Annotated in this window: 28 protein-coding genes; all 28 read left to right on the top strand. The window is 55.2% G+C overall.

Going from position 1 to position 25,122, the window contains the following annotated elements:
* The first annotated feature begins 10 nt into the window (after positions 1-10).
* Entirely contained in the window at positions 11-1,483 is a 1,473-nt protein-coding gene (locus HMPREF9081_RS07150; protein ID WP_006306444.1) for an ABC transporter ATP-binding protein, read from the top strand.
* Between the two features lie 23 nt (positions 1,484-1,506).
* On the top strand, positions 1,507-2,094 hold the full coding sequence (locus HMPREF9081_RS07145) for an MptD family putative ECF transporter S component (RefSeq protein ID WP_006306443.1): 588 nt from the start codon (positions 1,507-1,509) through the stop codon (positions 2,092-2,094).
* Positions 2,095-2,274: 180 nt separating this feature from the next.
* Complete coding sequence (locus HMPREF9081_RS07140) at positions 2,275-2,547, top strand: ACT domain-containing protein (protein ID WP_006306442.1); 273 nt, start codon at positions 2,275-2,277, stop codon at positions 2,545-2,547.
* Positions 2,548-2,562: 15 nt separating this feature from the next.
* Complete coding sequence (locus HMPREF9081_RS07135) at positions 2,563-3,924, top strand: PFL family protein (RefSeq protein WP_040394742.1); 1,362 nt, start codon at positions 2,563-2,565, stop codon at positions 3,922-3,924.
* Position 3,925: 1 nt separating this feature from the next.
* The gene (gene nth, locus HMPREF9081_RS07130) at positions 3,926-4,558 is read left to right on the top strand and encodes an endonuclease III (RefSeq protein WP_006306440.1); all 633 of its coding nucleotides are present in this window, start codon (positions 3,926-3,928) and stop codon (positions 4,556-4,558) included.
* 19 nt (positions 4,559-4,577) lie between these two features.
* Positions 4,578-5,027, top strand: coding sequence for an N-acetyltransferase (locus HMPREF9081_RS07125; protein WP_006306439.1), 450 nt, complete (start codon positions 4,578-4,580; stop codon positions 5,025-5,027).
* A 12-nt stretch (positions 5,028-5,039) separates the two neighbouring features.
* A complete protein-coding gene (aroF, locus tag HMPREF9081_RS07120; protein ID WP_006306438.1) occupies positions 5,040-6,053 on the top strand; it encodes a 3-deoxy-7-phosphoheptulonate synthase in 1,014 nt (337 codons plus the stop codon).
* The gene (locus HMPREF9081_RS07115; RefSeq protein WP_006306437.1) at positions 6,050-6,940 is read left to right on the top strand and encodes a prephenate dehydrogenase; all 891 of its coding nucleotides are present in this window, start codon (positions 6,050-6,052) and stop codon (positions 6,938-6,940) included. Before aroF ends, HMPREF9081_RS07115 begins: the two co-directional genes overlap by 4 nt.
* A 91-nt stretch (positions 6,941-7,031) precedes the next feature.
* Complete coding sequence (lexA, locus tag HMPREF9081_RS07110; RefSeq protein WP_040394738.1) at positions 7,032-7,646, top strand: transcriptional repressor LexA; 615 nt, start codon at positions 7,032-7,034, stop codon at positions 7,644-7,646.
* Positions 7,647-7,913: 267 nt separating this feature from the next.
* Positions 7,914-9,020, top strand: a complete 1,107-nt coding sequence (cbiD, locus tag HMPREF9081_RS07105; RefSeq protein WP_006306435.1) for a cobalt-precorrin-5B (C(1))-methyltransferase CbiD — start codon at positions 7,914-7,916, stop codon at positions 9,018-9,020.
* The gene (gene cbiE, locus HMPREF9081_RS07100; protein ID WP_006306434.1) at positions 9,017-9,658 is read left to right on the top strand and encodes a precorrin-6y C5,15-methyltransferase (decarboxylating) subunit CbiE; all 642 of its coding nucleotides are present in this window, start codon (positions 9,017-9,019) and stop codon (positions 9,656-9,658) included. The genes cbiD and cbiE overlap by 4 nt, the downstream gene beginning before the upstream one ends.
* Positions 9,655-10,230, top strand: a complete 576-nt coding sequence (cbiT, locus tag HMPREF9081_RS07095; RefSeq protein ID WP_006306433.1) for a precorrin-6Y C5,15-methyltransferase (decarboxylating) subunit CbiT — start codon at positions 9,655-9,657, stop codon at positions 10,228-10,230. Before cbiE ends, cbiT begins: the two co-directional genes overlap by 4 nt.
* Before the next feature lie 9 nt (positions 10,231-10,239).
* Positions 10,240-10,995 (top strand): precorrin-4 C(11)-methyltransferase, encoded by a 756-nt coding sequence (cobM, locus tag HMPREF9081_RS07090; RefSeq protein WP_006306432.1) that lies wholly within the window; start codon positions 10,240-10,242, stop codon positions 10,993-10,995.
* Positions 10,992-12,080, top strand: coding sequence for a cobalt-precorrin 5A hydrolase (locus tag HMPREF9081_RS07085; protein WP_006306431.1), 1,089 nt, complete (start codon positions 10,992-10,994; stop codon positions 12,078-12,080). The genes cobM and HMPREF9081_RS07085 overlap by 4 nt, the downstream gene beginning before the upstream one ends.
* The gene (cobJ, locus tag HMPREF9081_RS07080) at positions 12,068-12,823 is read left to right on the top strand and encodes a precorrin-3B C(17)-methyltransferase (protein ID WP_006306430.1); all 756 of its coding nucleotides are present in this window, start codon (positions 12,068-12,070) and stop codon (positions 12,821-12,823) included. Before HMPREF9081_RS07085 ends, cobJ begins: the two co-directional genes overlap by 13 nt.
* Positions 12,820-13,602 (top strand): precorrin-6A reductase, encoded by a 783-nt coding sequence (gene cobK / locus HMPREF9081_RS07075; protein WP_006306429.1) that lies wholly within the window; start codon positions 12,820-12,822, stop codon positions 13,600-13,602. Before cobJ ends, cobK begins: the two co-directional genes overlap by 4 nt.
* Positions 13,603-13,617: 15 nt before the next feature.
* A complete protein-coding gene (locus HMPREF9081_RS07070) occupies positions 13,618-14,253 on the top strand; it encodes a precorrin-8X methylmutase (protein WP_006306428.1) in 636 nt (211 codons plus the stop codon).
* A gap of 9 nt (positions 14,254-14,262) precedes the next feature.
* Positions 14,263-15,630 carry a cobyrinic acid a,c-diamide synthase CobB gene (locus tag HMPREF9081_RS07065; RefSeq protein WP_006306427.1) on the top strand — a complete coding sequence of 456 codons (1,368 nt, stop codon included), beginning with the start codon at positions 14,263-14,265 and terminating at the stop codon, positions 15,628-15,630.
* Complete coding sequence (cobU, locus tag HMPREF9081_RS07060; RefSeq protein WP_006306426.1) at positions 15,618-16,190, top strand: bifunctional adenosylcobinamide kinase/adenosylcobinamide-phosphate guanylyltransferase; 573 nt, start codon at positions 15,618-15,620, stop codon at positions 16,188-16,190. Before HMPREF9081_RS07065 ends, cobU begins: the two co-directional genes overlap by 13 nt.
* Positions 16,190-17,722, top strand: coding sequence for a cobyric acid synthase (locus HMPREF9081_RS07055; protein WP_006306425.1), 1,533 nt, complete (start codon positions 16,190-16,192; stop codon positions 17,720-17,722). Before cobU ends, HMPREF9081_RS07055 begins: the two co-directional genes overlap by 1 nt.
* Positions 17,719-18,687 carry an adenosylcobinamide-phosphate synthase CbiB gene (cbiB, locus tag HMPREF9081_RS07050; RefSeq protein WP_006306424.1) on the top strand — a complete coding sequence of 323 codons (969 nt, stop codon included), beginning with the start codon at positions 17,719-17,721 and terminating at the stop codon, positions 18,685-18,687. Before HMPREF9081_RS07055 ends, cbiB begins: the two co-directional genes overlap by 4 nt.
* A complete protein-coding gene (gene cobS, locus HMPREF9081_RS07045) occupies positions 18,684-19,472 on the top strand; it encodes an adenosylcobinamide-GDP ribazoletransferase (protein WP_006306423.1) in 789 nt (262 codons plus the stop codon). The genes cbiB and cobS overlap by 4 nt, the downstream gene beginning before the upstream one ends.
* Positions 19,463-20,341: a GHMP family kinase ATP-binding protein gene (locus HMPREF9081_RS07040; protein ID WP_006306422.1), complete on the top strand. Its 879-nt coding sequence runs from the start codon at positions 19,463-19,465 to the stop codon at positions 20,339-20,341. Before cobS ends, HMPREF9081_RS07040 begins: the two co-directional genes overlap by 10 nt.
* A 21-nt stretch (positions 20,342-20,362) precedes the next feature.
* Positions 20,363-20,986 carry a histidine phosphatase family protein gene (locus tag HMPREF9081_RS07035; protein ID WP_006306421.1) on the top strand — a complete coding sequence of 208 codons (624 nt, stop codon included), beginning with the start codon at positions 20,363-20,365 and terminating at the stop codon, positions 20,984-20,986.
* Positions 20,983-21,357 (top strand): fluoride efflux transporter CrcB, encoded by a 375-nt coding sequence (gene crcB / locus HMPREF9081_RS07030; RefSeq protein WP_006306420.1) that lies wholly within the window; start codon positions 20,983-20,985, stop codon positions 21,355-21,357. Before HMPREF9081_RS07035 ends, crcB begins: the two co-directional genes overlap by 4 nt.
* 122 nt (positions 21,358-21,479) lie before the next feature.
* On the top strand, positions 21,480-22,310 hold the full coding sequence (gene ispH / locus HMPREF9081_RS07025; RefSeq protein WP_006306419.1) for a 4-hydroxy-3-methylbut-2-enyl diphosphate reductase: 831 nt from the start codon (positions 21,480-21,482) through the stop codon (positions 22,308-22,310).
* Positions 22,307-23,461 (top strand): 30S ribosomal protein S1, encoded by a 1,155-nt coding sequence (gene rpsA / locus HMPREF9081_RS07020; protein WP_006306418.1) that lies wholly within the window; start codon positions 22,307-22,309, stop codon positions 23,459-23,461. The genes ispH and rpsA overlap by 4 nt, the downstream gene beginning before the upstream one ends.
* A gap of 245 nt (positions 23,462-23,706) precedes the next feature.
* Positions 23,707-25,101 carry a DUF512 domain-containing protein gene (locus tag HMPREF9081_RS07015; protein WP_006306417.1) on the top strand — a complete coding sequence of 465 codons (1,395 nt, stop codon included), beginning with the start codon at positions 23,707-23,709 and terminating at the stop codon, positions 25,099-25,101.
* The last annotated feature ends 21 nt before the right edge of the window (positions 25,102-25,122 follow it).

The raw sequence follows: 25,122 nt of genomic DNA, 5'->3' as shown, positions 1-25,122 counted from the left end.
GGTATGCGCTATGATTGAGTTACAGAATGTAGGCTTTCAATATCAGGACAGGGCGCAGTGGAGCATCGACGGGAACTCCTGCACGGCAGGGGCGGGCGAGGTGATTGTGATTGCGGGGGAGAGCGGCTGCGGGAAGTCGACGCTGCTGCGCCGCATCAATGGTCTCTGCCCCGGTTTCTACGAGGGCACAACGGAGGGGAAGGTTCTCCTCGCCGGACAGGATGTGCAGAATCTCCGCATTGGGGATATTTCGCGGATTGCGGCGACGGTGTTCCAGAATCCCGACAATCAGTTCTTTACGCTTGATGTGCTGTCTGACCTCGTGTTTGGCTGTGAAAACTTCGGTGTGCCGCGTGATGAGATAGAGCGGCGGCTGCGCTCTGTCGTGGAGACACTTTCGCTTGAGCGCTTTCTTGGACGGAAGTTCTCGGAGCTGTCGGGCGGGGAGAAGCAGAAGATTGCGATTGCCTCGGCACTGATGCTGGAGTGCAAGATTCTCCTGCTGGACGAGCCGTCGGCAAATCTGGACTATCCGTCGATTGCACTTCTTCGACATACGATTAAGGAACTGAAGGAGCGAGGATATACAATCGTGGTGGCGGAGCATCGTCTCTACTATCTGCACGGCATATGCGACCAACTCATCATTATGGAGCAGGGGACGATAGTGCGCCGCTATTGCGGTGCGGAGATGAATGCACTCAATAACGAGGAACTGAACGCGTTCGGCATACGCGGTTTTGATCTCTTTCATACGACGGCAGTTGATTTTTCTGCGTCTACGAATGGCGGGAAAGAATTGCTCGCACTCGATCATATTTCGTTTGACTATGTGCGCGGGCAGGATGTCTTGCGCGATGTCACGTTCTCTGTGCGTGCGGGCGATCGCATCGCGCTCCTCGGGCATAACGGCTGCGGCAAGAGTACACTCGCGAAAATCATCTGCGGGCTGCTGCGGGAGCGCCGCGGTCGTCTCTCTGTTGGCGGGGAGCCCCTTGCCGCACGCAAACGCTATACGGCGGTCAGCTATGTGATGCAGAATGTGGATTTTCAGATCTTCGGCTCAAGCCTATACAATGATCTCCTGCTTGGAAATGAGGAGGCGGAGGACATCGATGCACGCATTCGTACGGTGCTTGCGCAGTTCCGTTTGCTGCCGCTGATTGACGAGCATCCTATGCGGCTGTCGATGGGGCAGAAGCAGCGGCTTGTGATTGCCGCCGCCTGTCTCCTGCACAAGCGCATCGGCATTTTCGATGAGCCGACGAGTGGTTTGGACTATGCCAATATGCGGACGGTCTGCACGCTTATTGATGAATTTACAGGGGCGGAGAATGCCGCCATCATCATTACGCATGACTACGAGTTCATCATGAATTCGTGCAACCGCGTGATTCTCCTCGAGGATGGGCGGATTGCAGAGGATTTTGCACTGCGGGACGCAGCCACACTTGAGCGACTCTTTCGTGAGCGTATCAGATAACGATACATTGGAGGAAAAACATAATGAATGCTTGGAAAATCAGTGACTTTGTCCTGATTGGTATACTCTCGGCACTGTACGGCGTGTTGGTGCTCGGCATCGGTGCGCTGACGGTGCTACTATCGCCCGCAATGCACGCGATGAGCCCTGCGCTCATCGGTGTGCTGCTCGGAACAGTGTTCCTGTTTGTGGTGAAGAAGATTCCGAAGTTCGGCGCAATCACGCTCTTTGTCGCGATCAGCACGGCGTTGTTCGCTGGATTCTCGGGGATGATGTATGTCCCGTTCGTCGGCTCGGTGACGGCGGTCGCATTCATCGTGGATGTGTTCGTGCGGCAGGTCGGACAGCGCATTCCAGTGCTCGCGGCGGGCTATGGGCTGATACAGGCGGCATACGTCTTCGGCGGCGCAATTCCAATTCTCTTCTTCCTTGAGCAGGAGATGGCACGCTGGCAGGAGGCTGGCATGGATCTGGAGCGAATTCAGAAGTTCGTCGAGCACAGCACGGGCATTTTCCTTGCTGCCGGCATGGGGATTGCATTCCTTGGTGGCGTGATCGGGATTTATATTGGGAAGCAAATTCTGAAGAAGCATTTTAAGGAACTGAATTAAGACCTGTAAAAATATCTTTGTTATTCTTGTGTAGCCTTGTCATTGCTAAACTCGCGGATTTGCTATAAAACTTGGTATGTCACCTCCTTGCATATACCGTTCATATCTGCTATAACTAAATGTATGCCGTATTCGCCCGGAATTGTGCGAATGCTTATTTTTCGATGAGGAGTGACGACGATGAAGCTGGTTGTGACGATTGTCGGACGGGATCAGGTCGGTATTGTGGCGATGGTGAGCGGGATTCTCGCGGAGCAGCGTGTGAATATCATGAATGTGAACCAGAATATCATGGATGGTTTCTTCAACATGGTCATGATCGCGGAGATGCCGGATGACGCGGAAATTCGCCTGAAGGACTTGCAGGAGCTCCTGCGGACGAAGGGGAAGGAGCGCGGTCTTGAGATCAAGCTCCAGCACCAAGAGATCTTTCAGGTCATGCACAGCATTTGAGTGAGGAGCGGCAGAGTGATTACTTTTGAGGACATCCGTGAAACCAATCGGATGATTACGGAAAACCGTCTTGATGTCCGTACGATCACGATGGGGATCTCCCTGCGGGACTGTGCGCATCCAAATATCGACAAGTTCTGTCAGAACGTGTATGAGAAGATTACGCGCTCGGCAGAGTACCTCGTGCGTACGGGTGAAGACATCGAAACAGAGTTCGGCATTCCCATCATCAACAAGCGTATCTCCGTCACGCCGGTCGCGATTGCGGCGGACGCGTGCCGGACGGATTCATTTGTGCCCGTGGCGGAGGCGCTTGACCGTGCGGCGAAGGCGGTCGGCGTCAACTTCATCGGCGGTTTCTCCGCGCTGGTCGAAAAGGGGATGACACATGGCGACCGCGTGCTCATTGACTCGATTCCTCAGGCGATGGCGGCGACCGATATTGTCTGCTCCTCAGTGAATATCGGCTCAACGAAGGCGGGCATCAATATGGATGCTGTGCGTGAGATGGGCGAGACAATCAAGCGGACAGCGGAGCTGACGCGTGAGCAGGAGGCAATCGGCTGTGCGAAGATCGTCGTGTTCTGCAACGCCCCGGGGGATAATCCCTTTATGGCGGGGGCGTTCCACGGCGTTGCCGAGGGCGATCGCGTCATCAATGTCGGAGTCAGCGGTCCAGGCGTCGTGAAACATGCGCTTGAGGACCTGAAGGGCGCGGACTTTACGGAGATTGCAGAGACGATCAAGCGCACGGCGTTCAAGATAACACGCGTGGGGCAGCTCGTTGCACGCGAGGCGTCGCGGCGGCTTGGCGTGCCGTTCGGCATCATTGATCTCTCCCTTGCGCCGACATCGGAGGTCGGAGACAGTGTGGCGCGTATTCTTGAGGAGATGGGACTCGAGGCGTGCGGTGCGCCGGGGACGACGGCGGCGCTTGCCCTCCTCAACGATGCAGTTAAGAAGGGGGGGCTCATGGCGAGCTCGCATGTCGGCGGCCTTTCGGGCGCATTCATCCCCGTCAGTGAGGATGAGGGCATGATTGACGCGGTGGAGCGTGGCAGCCTCTCGATTGAAAAACTCGAGGCGATGACCTGCGTCTGCTCGGTTGGTCTCGATATGATCGCAATCGAGGGCGATACGCCCGCCGCGACGATTTCCGCGATCATTGCGGATGAGGCGGCGATCGGCATGGTGAACAACAAGACGACGGCGGTGCGTGTGATCCCCGTGCCGGGCAAGAAGGTCGGCGAGGGTGTATCATTCGGTGGCCTCCTCGGCTATTCGCCGATTGTACCCGTGCGCAGTAGTTTCAGTTCGGCGGCATTCATTGCGCGCGGCGGTCGGATCCCTGCGCCGACGAGGTCGCTGACGAACTGATATGAGAGTAACGAAAGCCATCAAAGCCGAGCAGCTCCGCATTCTCCGCACACTCTATCCCAATGCGAAGCCGGCACTGGAATTCAAGACACCGTTCGAGCTCCTCATCGCGGTGATCCTCTCGGCGCAGTGTACGGATGTGCGCGTGAACATCGTAACGAGCCGACTCTTTCCGCGTGCGAATACGCCCGAGGCGATTGCCGCGCTCGGGCAGACAGAGCTCGAGAAGGCGATTCACGACTGCGGGTTCTTCCGCATGAAGGCAAAGCATATTCTCGAAACCTGTGATATCCTATTGCAGGAATACGGTGGAGAGGTTCCGGCGGACTTCGAGGCGCTGCAAAGACTCCCCGGAGTCGGACGCAAGACAGCAAATGTTGTGATGAGCGTCGCCTTTCATGCACCTGCGATTGCGGTCGATACGCATGTGTTTCGCGTGGCGAACCGCCTGCGTCTTGCGGTCGGCAAAACACCGCTCGAGGTGGAGAAGGGACTGCAAAAGGCGATTCCGCGCGATGATTGGAGCGACGCGCATCACTGGCTGATCCTCCATGGACGTCAGCTCTGCAAAGCGCGCAAACCCCTCTGCGCCGACTGTCCGCTCAGTCCGGTCTGTCCGAGCAGTGCTGCATAAATGAAAGGAGCGTGGAGGCTTGATTTATCGCAAGGCGCGATTTGATGACATCGAGTCCATCTATGGACTTGTGAATATCTATGCGGCACAAGGCGAAATGCTTCCGCGTTCGCGCAACACACTCTACGAGAATCTGCGCGACATGGTTGTGGCAGAGGAAGAGGGGCGTGTGATCGGCGTCGGAGCTCTGCATATCATGTGGGATCGGCTCGCCGAGGTACGCATGATGGCGATTGCTCCCGAACATACGCGCCAGGGAATTGGCGCGGAGATTGTGCAGCTGCTCCTCAATGAGGGCGATGTACTTGGGATTGAGAAGGTGTTCACGCTTACCTATAAGCCGGATTTTTTTCGAAAACTTGGCTTTATCCGCATCAGTCGGGAGGAACTGCCGCAGAAGGTTTGGAAAGAGTGCATTGACTGTCCGAAATATCCGAACTGTGATGAGATCGCTATGATCAAGGTATGATGGAGGCGCATTATGATTGTTGTTATGAATCCCAGAGCCACACAGGCGAATATCGATCAGGTCACTGCAAAGATCGAACAGGCAGGACTCCGTACGCACCTCTCAAAGGGTGAGGATCGCTTCATCATCGGTGTAATCGGCGATAAGAAGATTATCGCGGGTCTTGAGATGAATATGATGGAGGGAGTTGAGAAAACGGTTCGTATTACAGAAAAGTACAAGCTGGTCAGCCGTGACTTCCATCCATCGAATACGATTGTGGACGTGGCAGGGTTCCCCGTTGGCGGTGAGCAGCTCGCCATCATGGCGGGACCCTGCTCTGTGGAGAGCTATGATCAACTCTACGATGTTGCGGTCAAGGTCAAGGAAGCAGGCGCTCAATTTCTGCGTGGAGGCGCATTCAAACCTCGTACGAGTCCCTATGACTTTCAGGGGCTCGGCCTTGAGGGGCTGAAGATTCTTCGCGATGTGGGTGATAGAACCGGTTTGCGCGTAGTAACTGAGGTCGTAGACAAGGACGATATTGAACTCGTGTCGGAGTACGCTGATCTCCTGCAGGTCGGAGCGCGCAATATGCAGAATTTCCAAATGCTCAAGGCTCTTGGAAAAGTACAGACACCCGTGCTCTTCAAGCGCGGACTCTCCGCGACCATCAGTGAATGGCTGAATGCGGCCGAATACATTGCTGCAGGTGGGAACGGCAATATCATCTTCTGTGAACGCGGGATCCGTACCTATGAAACATTTACACGCAATACGATGGATCTCAACGCTGTGGCAGCACTGAAGGAATTGACTCATTTCCCTGTCATTGCCGATCCAAGTCACGGCACAGGCCGTTGGCAGATGGTGCGCCCCTTGGCGCGTGCTTCCGTTGCGGTTGGGGCAGACGGTCTCATCATCGAGGTGCACTGCCATCCGGAGGTGGCTCTTTCGGATGGGGATCAGAGTCTTGTCCCGCGCAATTTTGAGATGCTGATGGATGAGGTGCGCCAGATTGCGCCTGCCGTCGGGCGGCGTGCATGAGCCGCACGAAGCTTGCCATCATCGGTGTGGGGCTCATCGGCGGATCGCTCGGACTTTGCCTCAAGGCGGCACTCGGCGATGGCATCTATATTACGGGGCTCTGTCGTTCGGAGGCATCCATGCGCGCCGCGATAGACTGCGGCGCGGTGGACCATGCCTCATCGGATCTTGCAGCTGTGGTCGGAGATGCGGATATCGTCTATCTTAGTCCGCCGGTTTTGCAGATCGTACCGATGGTGGAGAGGATTCTGCCATATTTGAAAGAGGGCACGATTCTGACGGATGCGGGCAGTACGAAGGGCTATGTCTACGAGGCTCTGCATCGGATTTTGCCCCCGCATATATACTATGTGCCGGGGCATCCCATGACGGGACGTGAGAAGAGCGGTGTAGAGGCGGCAACGAAGGATCTCTTTGTCAACAAGGCATATGTCATCATCGATGACCCGGCGGTGCCGCAGGAGGTCAAGGAGCGACTGATGGCAGTTCTGTGCCATACGCGCGCGAATTTTACGACGCTCGATCTGGAGCAGCATGACCGCTGTGCAGCAGTCATCAGTCATGTGCCGCATCTGGCGGCAGCGGCACTCGTCACGCTGCTCAATCGCAGCGGCGATGATCTGGACTCCTGTCTCAAGCTCATCGGCGGTGGATTCAAGGACACAACGCGCATTGCTTCATCCAATGCGGACATGTGGGCGGACATCTGCATGACGAATGAGAAACCGATTGCAGATTCCCTGCGTCAGCTGCAGACGATCCTCAGTGAGGTTATTACCGCAGTAGAAGCAGGTGATCGGCAGGCAGTGCACGATTATTTCGTTGCCTCAAAGGAGCGCCGCGATGGCATTCTCCACGATGCGGAACAAAAATTTGATACAAATTGAGAATTTTTTGTGCAACCCTCTTTTTTTTAGAACGTATATATGATATGATATAAAAAACTATATGCGTATGATCCTGTCAGGGGGTATAACCGTGAAGAAAACCAGAATATCCACACGGCGCCAATCCGAAATTTTGCAGTATATCAAAGATTTTTTGGTGGAGAAGGGATATCCGCCCTCGGTGCGTGAGATCGGAACTGCGGTCGGGCTGAAGTCCAGCTCGACGGTGCACCGCTATCTCGCCATGCTCGAGGAGAACGGCGCGATCCGACGGGATGCGACGAAGCCGCGCGCGATCGACATCATGGGCGAGAATCCGTGGGGCCGCACGATTCCCGTGCCGCTTGTCGGAACGGTGACGGCGGGGGAGCCGATCCTCGCAGAGCAGAACGTGGAGGAGGTATTCTCCTTCCCGCGTGGGCTGATCGGTACGGCAGAAGATGTGTTCATGCTGCGTATCCAGGGAGACAGCATGATCAACGTCGGTATCTTCGACGGGGACTTCGTGCTCGTGCGCCAACAGCCAACGGCGAACAATGGGGACATTGTCGTGGCGCTGATCGATGGCGAATCCGCGACGGTGAAACGTTTCTTTCGTGAGAAGACGTGTATTCGACTGCAGCCGGAGAATGACTCGATGGAGCCCTTTTACGAAACAGATGTACAGATTCTCGGCAAGGTCATCGGACTCTATCGTCATATCTGAGGGAAGCACTGATAAATTCAGTCACGCCATCTTAGCGCATCTTTTTTGCCCGCACAACGCCTGCAAATCCTCCACATAGCTTTGGCTATGCGTCCGGTTTGCCTCCTTGTTCGGACGAAAAAATCTGCGCCAATCTGAGGGTCTATTTTATCAGCGATTCCCTGAGATGTATTTGGGGAGTATCGTGTGAAAAGCACGGTGCTCTCTTTTCATTTATCCCAAGGAATGGTATAATAATTCTGTTTTTCTGTCATTTGTGAGGTGATTATGGCAAAGGAACTGCGCAGCGGTTATACGACGGGAGCATGTGCGGCGGCAGGCGTCAAGGCGGCGTTTCTCTTTCAGGCGGGTGCGGATTGGCGTACGGTCGAATTGACGGCACTCGATGGGACACCCCTGACGATTCCTGTGAAGGACGTTGCAGAAACCCCAGAGGGCATCCGCGCTGAGGTGGTGAAGTTCTCGGGCGACGATCCGGATATCACGAACGGTGTTTCCGTGTTTACGACGGTTGTACTGCGGGATATGGCGGGGATTGAATTCCGTGCGGGCGAGGGGGTCGGCACGGTGACAAAGCGTGGAATGAGCCTCCCTGTCGGTGAGCCGTCGATCAATGAGGGCCCGCGCACGTTGATTCGCAATGTGATCGCGGAGATGACGGGACGTGCGGATTTCGGCGCATGTGTGACGATCGCCATACCTGCAGGCGTGGAGCTTGCAAAGAAAACCCTCAACCCCGTGCTCGGCATCGAGGGCGGGATCTCCGTGATCGGGACGACGGGCGTGCTCCGTCCGATGTCGGAGGAGGCGTTCAAGGACTCGCTCGTGCCGCAGATTGACGTGGCGCTCGCATCAGGTGAGCCTGTGCTCGTATTCGTACCCGGAAAGATTGGCGAGAAGATTGCGCTTTCGCTTGGCGTACCGAAGACTGCACTCATCGAGACGAGCAATTTCATGGGCTTTATGCTCGATCGTGCGGCAGAGCGTGGGGCAGAGCGCATCCTCATCCTCGGACATACAGGCAAGCTCGTGAAGATGGCAGCGGGTGTCTTTCATACACACAACCGCATTGCAGATGCGCGCCTTGAAACACTTGCCGCCTATGCGGCAGCAGAGGGACTGGTACAGGATGACGTGCGTGCCGTCCTCGCGGCGAATACGACGGAGGACGCGATGGAGATCATCGCTGCTGCCGGTCTGATGGAGCGTGTCTGTGCCGTTGTTGCGGAGCGCGTGCACATCCGTGCGGAGCGCTATCTTTTCGGTAAGGTTCAGGTCGGTGCACTGATGGTGAATTTTGCGGGGGATATTCTCGGCGCGGATGCGCGGGCACATTCCTTTGCGCATACCTATGGATGGAGACTTGAGCAGTGAGTCATAAGATTATCGTGGTCGGCATAGGCCCGGGGGATCCCGCTTATCTGTTGCCAAAAGCACAGAAAATAATAGAGAATGCACGTATCATTGTCGGAGGAAAGCGTGCACTAGCGGATTATTCCCATAACGGAGCGCGGGCGTGTGCCATCGGTGCGGATGTTTCGGCCGTTCTCACATTTATCAAGGACAGCCTTGCAGCAGATGATGTGGTTGTCATGGTCTCAGGCGACCCCGGTTATTACTCCCTGCTCGATGCCCTGCGGCGTACGTTTCCTATTGAACGGATTGAGGTCGTGCCTGGGATCAGCTCATTTCAGCTTGCGTTTGCACGGCTGGCTTTGCCGTGGCATTCTGCGCGCCTCCTCAGCTTTCATGGGCGTGAACCGCAGGCTGAGGAACTTCTCCGCGCACCGGGCGTCGTGCTTGGCATGTTGACGGATGGGCGCAACAACTCGCAGACGATTGCCGCACGTCTTCTTGCGTGCGGATGGCGGGATGAGGATGCCATGTATGTCTGCACGCGGCTTTCGTATGCGGATGAACATATTTTAACGACGACATTGGGTGCGGCAAAGGATGACAAGGGCATTGGGCACGGCGTCATCGTTGTCTGTGCACATGAGGAGACTATATGAATCTTGGAATAAAGGACGAGGAATTTGTGCGCGGCAAGGTGCCAATGACGAAGGAGGAAATTCGCATCCTCACGATTGCCAAGGCGCAGATTGCACATAATGCGGTTATCTGCGATGTCGGTGCGGGTACTGGTTCTCTCTCCATTGAGGCGGCACGGCTTGCTCCTGCGGGGCATGTCTATGCGATTGAAAAGAATCCCGAGGGCATCGGACTGATTGCGGAGAATGCAAAGCGTTTTGGCGTTGAGAATATCACGGTCATAGATGGGGCGGCACCGGATGCACTGGCGGGACTGCCCGAACTGGATGTGGCTCTGATCGGCGGCAGCGGACGAAAGCTTTCGGATATCTTGGATATCATCGGAGAGCGACTGCGCCTCAATGGCCGCATTGTGGCGAACGCGATCACGGTGCAGACGGTTGCGGCATGTCTGGATTATTTTCATACACATGCGGATCGCTATACCTACGAAGCGATACAGGTGCAGATCAGTCGACTGGAGCGTGTCGGTCCCTATGATATGGCAAAGGCGCTCAATCCGATCTACATCATTACAGCACAGCGAAAGTGAGGAATCTATATGATCCATATTGTCGGTGCGGGGCCCGGTGATCCCGAACTCATTACCGTGAAGGGCGCACGCTATCTCGCGGAGGCGGATGTCGTCATCTATGCCGGCTCGCTTGTCAATCCTGCGCTTCTCGATATGTGTAGGGATGATGCAGAAATTCACAACTCGGCACATATGACATTGGATGAGGTTGTAGAAACAATAGCGCGTGCAGAATCCGAGGGAAAGATGACCGTGCGTCTGCATACGGGTGATCCCGCGATCTACGGGGCCATTCAGGAGCAGATGGATGCATGGAAGAAACGTGGCTTCGACTATGATGTCGTGCCCGGCGTGAGTTCCTTTCTCGGCACGGCGGCGGCGCTACGGCAGGAGTATACACTGCCCGGCATCTCTCAGACGGTCATCATCACGCGCAACGAAGGGCGTACACCCGTGCCGGAGCGCGAGAAACTCCGCAGTCTTGCCGCACATCATGCGACGATGTGCATCTTCCTCTCCATTGCGATGATCGAGGAGGTTGCGGCGGAGATGATTGCGGGCGGCTACGAGGAGTCAACGCCGATCGCGATTGTGCAGCGTGCGACATGGCCGGAACAGAAGATTCTGCGCGGCACGCTTGCGACGATTGCCAAGCAGGTCAAGGAGGATGAGATCGATCGTACAGCGATGATTGTAGTCGGGGACTGCCTTGATACAAAATATGATCTCTCGAAGCTCTATGCACCTGGGTTCTCGCATATGTTCCGGGACGCAAAATCGTGAGAACGGCGCTTCTTGCGCTGACAGTGGGCGGCGCACAGCTTTCTGCCCGTCTCTCTGAGGCAGTCGAGGGCGGCGGTACGATATATCTGCCCGAGCGTCTGTGCGGCAGTATTTCGGAAGATCACGATATTGTGTACTTTACACATCTTGCGGATGTTATAAAGACGACGTTTACACGCTATGATGCCATGATCTGTGTGATGGCGACAGGAATTGTTGTGCGCATGCTCGCGCCCTATGTGCAGAGCAAGCTGTACGATCCAGCGGTGCTTGTCTTTGACGAGGCGGGACAACACGGCATCAGCCTGCTCTCAGGGCATATCGGTGGTGCAAACGAACTCACGCGAAAATTGTGTGCGGCGGTCAACGCCGATCCCGTCATAACGACGGCGACAGATGTGACGGGTGTTCTCGCGCCCGATGTGATGGCAGGGCGTCTTGCTCTGCGTCCCGTTCCGAAGTCCGCGATACAGGTGCTCAATACGGCTCTCCTCGCGGGACAGGAAATCGCGTATTATATTGCGAGCGATCTGCAGCAAGCGCCGTTCTATGAAGCACAGCTGCACGCACAGGACATACAAGCGCGACTCTTTCGGGGAGAGATACCGCCCGTAGGAGTGAATGAATATCGCGTTATTATCATGCGAGCCAAAGATGTTCCGAACGAGCATGAGCCGCGTACGCTCTACCTTACGCCGCGCCGCCTGATTGCGGGTGTCGGCTGCCGTGCGGGTGTGACCGAGGCGAAGATCCTACGCGCGCTGACGGAGGCTTGTTGCATGATTGGACGTGAGCCGTCCGCCATTGACATCCTTGCGAGCACCGTGGTTAAGCGCGACGAGCGCGGCTTGTTGGCGGCGGCAGAAACCCTCGGACGCGAGATCCGTTTCTATCCAAACGAGGAAATCGCAGCGATGATTGAACGATACGGACTCACGGAGTCCGATTTTGTCCGGCAGACGATCGGCGTCGGGAATGTATCCGAAGCGGCGGCGCTCTGTGCGGCAGGAGAAGCAGGCGGGCGCATGGCGCTTGGAAAAACAGCATTTGAGAAAGTGACGGTGGCACTCCTATGGGAAAAATAAGTGTTGTAGGCATCGGTCCCGGAAGTTTGGATGATATGACCTATCGTGCGCGGCGCACGATCGAAGAGGCGACGACGGTAGTTGGTTACAAGCGCTATGTGGATCTGATTGCAGAGCTGATCGATGGGAAAACGGTACTTGATACGGGCATGACGCAGGAGATCGATCGCTGCCGTGCGGCACTCAAGGAGGCATCCGCAGGAGAAAATGTTGTCGTCATCTCGAGCGGTGATGCCGGCATCTATGGCATGGCAGGGCTCGTCCTTGAACTGCTTGTGAAGATGGATGACTCGGAGAAGCCCGAGTTCGGCGGTGTCATCCCAGGCGTTTCGGCAATGAGTGCGGCAGCAGGGCTTCTCGGCGCGCCCATTATGCATGACTTTGTCGTTATCAGTTTGTCCGACCTGCTCACGCCGTGGGAGATCATTCAGGAACGTGCCGAATTTGCGGCAAAGGGGGACTTTGTCACGGCGCTCTATAATCCGCGCAGCAACAAGCGCGTGGGGCAGATCAACGCCGTGCAGGAGACCTTCCTGCGCTATCGAGTACCGGAAACGCCCGTCGGTATTGTGACGGAGGCAAGCCGTACAAATGAGGCGACGCTGATCTCGACACTTGGTGAATTTACAAAAGAGGATATCAATATGTTCTCAATCGTCATCATCGGCAATTCCAAGACGAAGAAAGTCGGAGACTGGATGATTACGCCGCGCGGCTATCAGAAGAGGGAGCCGGGGCTTTGATATTCACGGCGGCAGGTACGCAGGACGGACGCGAAATTGTGCGCCGCCTCTGTGCGGCGGGTTATGATGTGGCTGCGTCGGTGGTCAGCTCCTACGGACAGCAGCTTCTTGCGGAACAGCAGAAAGACGGGAACGGTCGCCTTGTCATCAATGATAAGCCTCTTGATGAAGAAGGTCTGCACGATTTTTTTGCGGAGCACGGCATCCGCATCTTCGTAGACGCGACGCATCCTTATGCAGTTAATGTTTCGCGCAACGCCATGACGGCATGTGCGGCAGCGGAGATCCCCTATATCCGCTTTGAGCGCGATCTTACGGACATCTCCTATGAGAATGTACATCTCGTGCACTCCTATGAGAAGGCAGCAGAGGCTGCGGCGCATTTTGGGAAAAATGTATTTCTGACGACGGGAAGCCGCAATCTGGAACGCTTTGTGAAGGCGAAGCCGCTTGTAGACTGCACACTGATCGCGCGTGTCCTCCCAACGGCAGAGGTGATTGCACTCTGCGAGGGGCTGGGACTGACCCCTGCACAGATCATCGCGATGCAGGGGCCTTTTTCGCGTGAACTCAACCGCGCCATGTACGAGAAATACGAGGCAGATGTCGTCATAACGAAGAACAGTGGGGCGATCGGTGGAACGGACGCAAAATTTCAGGCGGCGGCAGATCTCGGCCTTCCTGTTGTCGTGATTGATCGCCCTGTACTGGATTATCCGCATCTGGCGCATACGTATGAAGAAGTGAAGCAATTTGTCGATTCTGTGACGGAATCGTAGAAATCGGAGTTTTCCATGGATTTTATCAAGGAACCAATGGCGATCGAGAACCGTAGCATGGAACTGATTGCACCCCATCTGGAGGATCTGGATCTGGATGAGCGCGCGACGAAACTCTACTCGCGCCTGATTCATGCCTCCGGTGATGTCGGCTATGCACCGATCACGCGCGTACATCCGGAGGCGATTGATCGCGCCATCGAGGCGCTGAAGGCGGGTGCACATATCTATACGGATGTCGAGATGGTGCGTACGGGCATCAACAAGAAAAAACTTGCCTCGTTCGGCGGCGAGGTGCACTGTCTGGTTGCAGATCCTGATGTCGCCGTTCGAGCGAAAGAATTGGGCATTACACGCGCGATGGTTGCCATGCGTCAGTTTGGCAAGGCTCTCAACGGTAGCATTGTTGCCATTGGCAACGCGCCTACGGCGCTCTTTGAGGTGCTTCGCCTCGTACGTGAGGAGGGGATTCGTCCCGCGTGCATCGTTGGCATTCCCGTCGGATTTGTCGGTGCGGCGGAGTCTAAGGCAGCGCTTGCTGCGCATGGGATCGTTCCATACATTACCGTAGAGGGCACAAAGGGCGGTAGTCCAATCGCGGCAGCGGCGATCAACGCGCTCATGTATCTGATCGACAATACGCGTCCCTGAGGAGAAAACATGCAGTGGAATATTCCCCGCATTGTCGTTTCGGCGACGCAATCGGGCGGCGGCAAGACGACACTCGTCACAGGGCTTCTCGCCGCACTTCGCGCACGAGGACTTACGGTGCAGTCGTTCAAGGTTGGACCGGATTACATTGATCTCGGCTATCATAGGCTTGCGAGCGGGCGCACAGGGCATAACCTCGATACATGGCTTGTGCCTGAGGCACGTCTGACGGAGATCTTTGCACGCGAATGCGCGGGCGCGGATATTGCCGTCATCGAGGGAGTCATGGGGCTCTATGACGGCGGACGGCGCGGCATCAGTTCGACCGCCGCGATCGCAAAGGCGCTCGGTGCGCCCGTCCTCCTCGTGATCGACGCAAAGTCGGTTGGGGCATCAGCGGCGGCGACAGCGCTTGGCTTCCGTGTCTATGACCACGACATCAATCTTGCGGGCGTACTCCTCAACCGCCTCGGTAGTGGGACGCACGAAGAGATGATTCGTGAGGCGATGACGGGCATTGACCTGCGCGTCTATGGGGCGCTTCGCCGTGACCCTGCGCTTTCACTCCCTGAGCGCCATCTCGGGCTGACTCCGGTGGAGGAACATGCGGCAGCGGCGATGATCCGTGCCGTGGGGGAGCGTGTGGAGACGGGGCTGGATCTGGACGGGATTCTGGAACTTGCCAAGAGTGCCACACCGCTTTCGATCACAGAGAGCAGGAACGCGGAAAAATTTGTTCCCGTACGCATCGGTGTCGCACGCGACGAGGCGTTCTCCTTTTACTATGCGGCAAGCCTCGCAGAACTTGAGGCGCACGGAGCGGAGATCGTGGCTTTCAGCCCCCTGCATGATGAGGCATTGCCCGATGTCGATGGTATCATCATCGGCGGCGGCTTCCCGGAGATGTTTGCGGAGGCGCTTACTGCGAACCTATCCATGCGTGCTTCCATTCACCGTGCGGCAGAGGATGGAATGCCCATCTGCGCCGAATGCGGCGGCTATATGTATCTGATGCAGTCACTCGTTGATTTTATCGGCACAGAGCATGAGATGGTGGGCATATTTCCCGTTCGCGCACGCATGACGGAGAAATTGCAGATGGTGGGCTATGTGGAGGCGGAGCAGATGGCGGATACCATCCTTGGCTCTGCAGGGCTAATCCTGCATGGACATGAGTTCCATTTTTCGGTGGAAGAAACGAATGATACGGCTGAGCTTGTGCGCCCGTTTATGTTTACGAAGTTGCGCAACGGAGCGCAGTACGTAGCGGGCTGCATCTATAAAAATGTGCTTGGAAGCTATCTGCACCTGCATTTTGCAGGCTGTCAAGCTGCCGCAGGTTACTTTGTGGAGGCGTGCCGCAGATGGGGCAGATAATTTTGGTTACGGGCGGCGTCCGTTCGGGCAAATCCGCATTTGCCGAACGCTATGCCGCGCACTGTGCTGCGCAACGTGAAACGCGAGTCGCCTATATCGCAACGGCGCAGGTCTACGACGAGGAAATGCAGATGCGTGTCGATCTTCATCAGTCGCGCCGCCCTGCGGATTGGGTGACCTATGAGTCTCCGTTTGACACAGAGCATGCAATTTATGCGGCGGGGCAGTCTTGTGGTGTAATTCTCTTTGACTGCATTACGATGTTCCTGAGCAATGATATGCTCCAATATCCCGAGGAGGAGCAGGAACGCGATTCCTTTGTGCTCCATGTCGAGGAGCGGATCGGGGCACTGATTCACGCGGCTGAGGAAGTGCCTGCGACTACGATCTTTGTCACGAACGAGGTGGGGTCAGGCATTGTCCCTGAGCATCGCCTCGGACGCCTCTACCGGGATATGGCGGGTCTTGCGAATCAACAGATCGCGCGGAGTGCCATCGAGGTCTATCTTGTCACCTGTGGGATTCCCGTGAATATCAAGAAAATTGCGGAGGCGATCTGATGGCAAAGAGCATTATGCTGATGGGAACGAGCTCCCATGTGGGAAAGAGCATTCTCACGACGGCGCTTTGCCGTATCTTCCATCAGGAGGGGCGGCGTGTTGTGCCGTTCAAGGCGCAGAATATGGCACTGAACTCCTATGTTACACTGGACGGTTACGAGATGGGACGTGCGCAGGTCGCACAGGCAGAGGCGGCAGGGCTTGCGCCGATGGTCGATATGAACCCTGTGCTCCTAAAGCCGACGGGGAATTCACAGTCGCAGGTTGTCATCATGGGCGAGCCGGTCGGCAACATGAGTGCGCGTGAATATCACAAGGGCTATTCGCTCAAAGCGTGGGGGGCAGTCGAGGAAGCTCTTGACCGTCTCCAAGCGGAATACGATCTGCTTGTGATTGAGGGGGCGGGCAGTCCCGCCGAGATCAATCTCAAGGCAAACGATATTGTGAATATGCGTGTCGCAAAACATCTGCGTGCACCCGTCCTGCTCATCGCCGATATCGATCGCGGCGGTGCGCTTGCTTCCCTTGTAGGGACACTTGAACTTCTCGATGAGGAGGAGCGCGCGCTTGTCAAGGGTCTCGTCATCAATAAATTTCGCGGTGATGTGACCCTGCTGACACCCGCGCTTGATTTCCTTGAGGAAAAGACGGGAAAGTCCGTGCTCGGTGTTGTGCCGCATATTGAGCAGCTAGGCATTGACGAGGAGGACTCCGTGTCGCTTGATGAAAAGCACTACGGGGATGCCTCTGCGCGCGGTGATCAACTGCGCATTGCCGTTATCCGCACGCCAAAGCTATCGAATTTTACGGATTTTGATGCCTTGGCGAACGAACCTGATGTCGCGCTCTACTATGTGACGACGCCCGCAGAACTCGGAGCGCCCGATTTCATCCTCCTGCCCGGCTCGAAGAATACGACGGAGGATCTGCTCTACATTCGTGAAACGGGGATTGAAGCGGCAATTCGGGAGCGTGTGAAGGATGGAACGCCGCTCTTTGGTATCTGCGGCGGCTATCAGATGCTCGGCAGAGTTGTGCGCGATCCGCTTCATACGGAGTCGGAATATGATGAAACAGCGGGCTTCGGCTATCTGCCAATTGAAACGACCTTTGCCGCACATAAACGTCTGCGGCAAGTCACGGCATCGGCAGAGCTTTCATTTCTCGGCACACAGATTTCGGGAGTGAATCTCCAAGGCTATGAGATCCATATGGGAGAAACGTGCTTCGTCGAGGACGTTCATCGTCCGTTTCACATTATTTCGGCAGGCGGAACTGCGATCGATGTTCCTGATGGCGCGGTTTCGGCAGATGGGCTTGTTATGGGCACATATATTCACGGTGTCTTTGATGACGACAACTTTCGGCGCGATCTGCTCAACCGTCTGCGTGTACGGCGTGGCTGGGAAGAAACGTCCGTGCAGCATCGCTATCGCGAAGCGAAGGAGCGCGCCTATGATCGCCTCGCGGAAACGGTGCGTGCGAGCATTGATATGGACAAGCTGCGGGCGATTATGGAGGGGAGCAGATGATTCCTGCCTCGCTTATCGCTATGGCGGCATTCTTCCTCGATACTGTCCTCGGTGACCCGCAGTCGCGGTGGCACCCCGTTGCCGTACTTGGTCGACTGATCTCGTGTTTTGAAAAATTGCTTTATCCCATAAACGGAAGCGATCAGCGAAAATTTGCAATGGGGGCACTCCTTACACTGCTCGTGCTCAGCATCTCTTATACGTTTGCGGAGGGACTTTTGCTAGCGGCACGCGCGCTTCCTGTAGCATGGGGAGTGGATATCGTCAGTGCGATCCTGCTCTATTTCTGCATTTCACCGCGTATGCTCGCAAAGGCAGGACAGGACATCCATGCACTCCTCATCAAAGGGGATCTTGCGGCGGCACGCGAGCACGTTGGGTATATTGTCGGGCGCGATACAGCGCAGCTCGATGAGGCAGATGCGGCGCGTGCGACGATTGAGACCGTGGCGGAGAATACTGTGGACGGCGTGATTGCGCCGCTCTTCTTCTTTGCGTTCGGCGGAGCCCCACTTGCCGTGCTCTATCGCGCGGCGAATACAATGGACTCCATGCTCGGGTATAAGAATGAGCGCTATCTTTACTTTGGCCGCATGGCGGCACGCGTAGACGATATTCTGAACTTCGTACCTGCACGCATCACGGGTATGCTTTTCGTGATGGCGGCGTTTCTCCTCGGTTATGACGGGCGTAATGCGCTGAACATCCTTGTACGCGATGCTGCAGGACATCCGAGTCCGAACGGCGGATATGCGGAGGCTCCTGTTGCAGGAGCGCTGCACATTCGACTCGGTGGTGTGAACTACTATTTCGGAGAGCGGCATTTCCGCGCCTACATGGGGGACGCGCATATGGATATTTCGGCAAAGCATATCCTTGGGGCAATCCGTCTCATGTATACGGCGACCGTGCTCTTTCTGCTTTTTTACTACCTGTTTTTTCTTTACTATAGAGGCGTTTCATGAACTCCTTTCTGATTGGACTTCAATTTCTCACACGGATTCATATTGTACGGCAGACTGTTTGGACGGCGGAGGACTTCGGACGGAGTACGCGTTTTTTTCCGTTGGTCGGTCTCGTCCTCGGTATCTGCTATGCAATTGCCGCGTGGCTTCTCATTTTTAGCGGTATATTCTTTGGGATGAGCGCAGTGATAGCAGCACTGCTTCTCATTTTGCAGCTCGTTTTGACGGGCGGACTTCACGCGGACGGCTTTATGGATACGGCGGATGGCGTCCTCTCGGGACGGGAGCGGGAACGCAAGCTTGAGATCATGAAAGACAGCCGTGTGGGATCGTTTGGTGTTGTTTCCTTTGTCATGCTCATGATTTTGCAATTTGCACTGCTTCATGATATGACTCCGTACCTCCTCCTGCCTGCGCTCTTTGTTATGCCGATCATCGGCAGGATGGCGATGGTGCTCGCAGTATCCTGTTTTCCCTATGCCCGCAAGGACGGGGTAGGGAAAACATTTGCGGATATGGCGGATCGGAGGACCGTTGTGATCGCCGCCGTCACAACGGCTGTGCTCGTCGTTCCAATTGGATTTCTCGCGACCATCGCACTCATCCTTGGCACAATCTTTGCACTTCTCTTTTGCCGCGCAATGACGAAGAGTCTCGGCGGTGTGACGGGCGATGTCTACGGTGCGGCGACCGTGCTCACAGAGACACTTGTGCTCGCGGTATTTTCAATTGCGTCAACCCATCCGAATGTGTGGGGGCTTTTTTGGGGGCTTTTATGGAAATAATTGCAAAAGCGCCGGCATCCTGCGGCGAGCTTGTGGAAGGTGTCCTCGATGGAACGCCGTTTCTTGTGACTGCACCCATCAGTACGTATGCGACAGCAACGGTCTCGGATCAATTTACGGGGATACATGGATTGGGAGAAAAGGCTGAGGAGGCGATGAAACGGACACTTTCTCTCATTGGAAGGCAGAATTTCCCCTTTGGCATCCGTCTGGAATCACAGATTCCGCGGGGCAAGGGGATGGCATCCTCCAGTGCCGATATTGCAGCGGTGTCCTACGCTGTTGCGCGCGCATTCGGCCGAGAACTCACGGGACGTGAGCTCATGGACATTGCGATTGCGATTGAGCCGAGCGACGGCATTGCCTTTGCGGGGCTTTCTCATGTGAGCCACACGACGGGTGAACTCTTTGGACAATATAGGAATGTTCCGCTCCTTGCCATCTCCATCTTCGACGTAGGGGGAACGGTTGACACGATCGCGTATTATAAGAGTAAAGGAAACAGCGGCAGTCAGGACGCCGTGTATCGGCAGCTGCTTGATACAGTGGATCAGGCGTTTCGAATGCAAGGTCAACCGCAGGAAGTGCTACTGGGGCAGGCAGCGACGGAGAGTGCGCGGCTGAATCAAAAACATCTTGAGAAGCCGCACCTCGATGAGTTTATTGCGTCCGTACAGGGAAAGGGTGCGCTTGGCACGCTTGTGGCACACAGCGGTACCGTGGTCGGCGTACTCTGGGCATCGGATATGCGCGCGGCGGATGTGGAGCAGCGTACGAAAGAACTTGCTGCAGAATTCACAGAAGTGTATCACTATATGCAGACAGCACGCCTGATTTCCGGCGGAGTTATCTGCGAGATTCGATCGTAATTTTAGAAAGGGAAGGGGAATATGACAGAAATCATCATCATTCGTCATGGGGAGACGGAGTGGAATAAGACGGGGCGCTTTCAGGGACATTCGGATGTACCGCTTTCGGAGGAAGGGCGCGCACAGGCAGAGGCGCTCGGACGGAATCTCGTGCTCGATCACGCGGATGCCATCTATGCGAGCGACCTCACGCGTGCAATCGAGACAGCGACACCTCTTGCCAAACGGTTCGGTTTGACGGTTATGCCCGACCCACTGCTGCGCGAACTCAATTTCGGGGCATGGGAGGGACGTAATTTTCAGGATGTCAATACGGAATCTCCGGATGCGATGAAGCGCTTTTACAGTGATCCGGAACGTGTCGATATTCCGAACAGCGAGCCGTTTCCGGACTTTCAAAAGCGCGTAGCAGGGCGTGTACGTGAGATCGTCCTTGAGCAGCGCGGGAAACGTATCATTATCGTCTCACATGGAGCGTCCATCCGCATTCTGCTCGCCGACATCCTCTTCATGCCGATTCGTTCCATCTGGCATGTATCCCAGCTCAATACGGCGGTCAATAAGATTCGCTTTGAGGACGATGGCTTTGCCGTTGTCACACTTATGAACGATACGTCTCATTTGCGCACGGGGGAGGCGCGATGAATCTCCTTGCCGTGGGGATTGGTGGAGCGATTGGAGCCGTCTGCCGCTATCTCTTCGGGCAGATGATTCCGAAGATGGGGAGTGGATTTCCCCTTGGTACATTTGCTGTCAATGTGATTGGATGCTTCGCTATCGGTCTGATTGTCGCCATGGTTGGAAAGCACAGCGACATTGACCCGCGCCTTGTTCTCTTTTTGCAGACGGGGATCTGCGGCGGCTTCACAACATTTTCGACATTCTCTCTTGAGACGTTGGCTCTGATTGAGGATGGTTGTTTTGCCGTCGGCGTTCTCTACATCGTCTTGAGCGTATTGCTCGGTCTTCTTTCACTTTTGGCAGCAAAAATTTTGGTTGGCGGCTGGCATTTGTAAGAGAAAATAAATTTTTTATTTGCGCGTAAGAGATTGGCGTGTTATACTGTTCTACAGATTGTGTGGATAGGATTCTGTATATGTGGATTTATTGAGAATCAATATACGCTTTGGTGAGGTCTATGGAGGTTATCTTAGCTGAACATTTGGGCTTCTGCTATGGTGTGAAGCGCGCCATTGAGATCGCCCGACAGAATGCCTCCTCGGATGGCTCTTCCAGTACGCTTGGTCCGATCATTCATAATCCGCAGATGGTGGAGCGCCTGAAAAATGAGGGCGTTGGCACCGTCGGCTCCCTCGAGGAGATGGACGATGGACTCATCATCATCCGCTCGCACGGGGTGGGACCAAAGGTGTATGAGGAGGCGGAGTCACGCGGTTTAGAACTCGTGGATGCGACGTGTCCGCACGTCAAAAAGGCGCAGCTTTCGGCAAAACTGTTATCCGAGGAAGGCTATACAGTTGTAATCGTCGGAGAGAAGAACCATCCGGAGGTCAAGAGTATCTTCGAATGGACGGCACAGGACGCCTATATTATCGAGACCGAGGCGGAGGCAAACGCACTCCCGCGCATCGGAAAGCTTGGGATCGTTTCACAGACGACATTTTCGGGAGATCGCTTTCGGAGCATCGTGTCCTGTCTTTTGGAAAAGTCACGTGAGATCAAGATTCTACGCACCATATGCACGGCGACGGATCTGCGCCAGGCAGCGGCATTGGATCTTGCCGAGAAGGTGGACGTGATGCTTGTCATCGGCGGCAAGAATAGTGCGAATACAACGCGGCTTGCCCAGTTATGCGCCACAAAGTGTAAAACATATCACATCGAGACTGTGGAAGAACTGCAGGACGATTGGATTAAAGATGTTAATAAAATTGGTATTACAGCCGGTGCTTCTACACCGGACTGGATTATCAAGGAGGTTTATAAACAGTGTCAGAGCAGAGCATGAAAGAACTTTTGGAACAGGAAGATATGCCCGATATTCAGGAGCGTACCGTTGTCAAAGGGGTTGTCGTACAGGTATCCCGTGACGAGGCGTATGTGGATATTGGCTACAAGCAGGAGATTCCTGTCTCTAAGAGGGATCTTGCCGTTCCTGCGCCGGACGATGCACGCGATGTCGTGAAGGTCGGCGATAAGATCGATGTCTACATCAAGTCCCTCGGCGGTGACAATGGCGGTAGCCTGTCCAAGGTCGAGGCAGATAAGATGGCAGCTTGGAAGGACATCGAGGAGATTAAAGAGAAGGGCGAGACCGTCGAGGCGAAGATCGCAAAAGAGGTCAAGGGCGGTCTTGTCGCGTACGTCATGGGTCTGCGCGGCTTCATTCCCGCATCCCAGATGGAACTCCACTTTGTCAAGGATCTCGCAGTCTATGTCGACCAGACGGTTGAGGCAGAGATCATCGAGATCGATGTTCAGAAACGTCGTCTTGTCCTATCGCGCCGCAGACTTCTCGAGCGCGACCGCGCGGAGAAGGAAGAGGCTGTGTTCTCGGCAATTGAGCCGGAGCAGATTGTGCGTGGTACAGTCAAGCGCCTTGTCGACTACGGTGCGTTCATCGATATCGGCGGCGTGGATGGGCTTGCTCACATCTCTGATCTTGCATGGCACCGCGTCAAGCATCCATCTGAGGTGCTTGAGGTTGGTCAACAGCTCGATGTCTTTGTCAAGAGCGTTGATCGTGATGCAAAGCGCATCTCTCTCTCTGTAAAGGATACGCTTCCGGATCCTTGGGTGGAGAAGGCAGAACAGTATGCCGAGGGCGACTTCATCGAAGGAAAGATCATCAAGCTGACGGACTTCGGTGCATTTATGGAGATCGAGCCTGGCTTTGACGGTCTCATTCCGATGGGCGAACTTGCCGAGAAGCGCATTGAACGTGCGGATGAGGCTGTTCACACGGGCGATATTGTCACGGTCAAGGTGCTCCGTATTGATACGAAGCGCAAGCGCATTTCGCTTTCGATCACCAAGGCAAAGCGCGATGCAGAAGCTGCTGATATCAAGAAGTATGTGGACGAGCATCAGTCAGAAAAGGCGGAAGCCAGCGAAAATACGGAAGGTCAGGTCGAGGCACATCTTGACTGGCTGAAGTAAGGGAAGCACTGATAAATTCAGCCACGCCATCTTAGCGCATCTTTTTTGCCCGTACTTCGTCGGCAAATCCTCCACATAGCTTTGGCTATGCGTCCGGTTTGCCTCCTTGTTTGGACGAAAAAATCTACGCCAATCTGACGGACTTCATTTTATCAGCGATTCCCTAAGGACTGCTTGTCAATAATTTTATAGGAACGACAGAGGAGTGATGTATATCACTCCTTTTTCATGGAAAGGAGGGGAATATGGCAAGAACGTATCCGGGTGTCATTCTGCGTGTCTTAGAGGGAAGCATTGCGGAGGAATTGGAACTCGTACCGGGAGATAAGATTATCGCGGTCAACGATATGCCCCTGCGCGATATCATCGATTTCAGCTTTGCGATGGCGGATGAGGAGATTGCGCTGCTTGTGGAGCATCCAGATGGGGAGCAGGAACTCATCGAATTCGACAAGGACTACGATGAGGACTTCGGCGTGGAGTTCGAGCATGCCGTCTTTGACGGAATCCGCCCCTGTGCGAACCACTGTTATTTTTGTTTTGTCGATATGATTGCGCCGGATATGCGCCATAGCCTCTCCATCAAGGATGATGACTATCGTCTTTCCTTTCTCTATGGTAATTTTGTGACACTGACGAATATGGGAGCGGCAGATTTCTCGCGCATTGAACGTTTTCATCTATCTCCGCTCTATGTATCCGTGCAGTGTACAAATCCGGCACTGCGCGCCGAGATGCTGCGGTATAAGGGGGCTGCGGATATTCTTGGGCAGCTTGCAAAGCTCGAGGCAGCAGGTGCGGACTACCATACGCAGGTCGTGCTCTGCTATGGGCTGAACGATGGGGAAGAACTCGAGCGTACCATCCGTGATATTACTGTGCGCCGTCCCCATGCGCTCTCTCTTGCGATCGTCCCCGTGGGGCTGACAAAGCATCGTTCGGATCCGTTTCCGCTCATGCAGTTTGACCGGGCTGGCGCTGCGCGTGTGATCGATCAGGTGGAGGTATGGCAGAAGCGAATACGTGCAGAGGAAGGCCGCACCTTCATCTATTTGGGCGATGAGTTCTACTTTCTCGCTGGGCGTGAGGTGCCGCCAGCCGAGATGTACGATGGGTTTCCCCAGCTCGACAACGGCATCGGGCTGACGCGCAATTTTATCGAGGAGTGGACGAATGCCGCCGCATATGTGGAGGAGGAAACGGAGAAGGCAACGCTTGCGGTGGTCAGTGGGACTGCAGTTGCACCCGTGATGGAGCGACTGGCACGTGAGCTTGATCCCCGCGGAGAGCGAATTCATGTCCTTCCCGTTGTCAATGAGCATTTTGGCGCAACGGTGAACGTCTCGGGACTTCTCACAGGGCACGATATTGCAGAAGCGCTGCGTGCACTTTCTGCTCCCGTAGATGGCGTTCTGATCCCCGCTGCCTCTTTGCGTGAGGGTGAAGATGTATTTTTGGATGATCTTTCTCTTGATGATATGCGGGGAATGTTCCCGGCGCTTCGCATCGAACCAGTGGCAACGGGGCGTGATTATCGAGAAGCGCTTGCTGCATGGAAGGGCTATCACCGTGAACGCCCCAGCGGCGGATATACGTGGCAGAGCAATGCGGGCTATACGAAGTCCGCTGCAAGTTATTAAACCAGTAAAATGGAAGGAGTG

Origin of the sequence: Centipeda periodontii DSM 2778 (assembly GCF_000213975.1) — a bacterium.
GTDB classification, from domain to species: Bacteria; Bacillota; Negativicutes; order Selenomonadales; family Selenomonadaceae; genus Centipeda; species Centipeda periodontii.
This window is presented reverse-complemented; position numbering and strand designations above follow the sequence as displayed.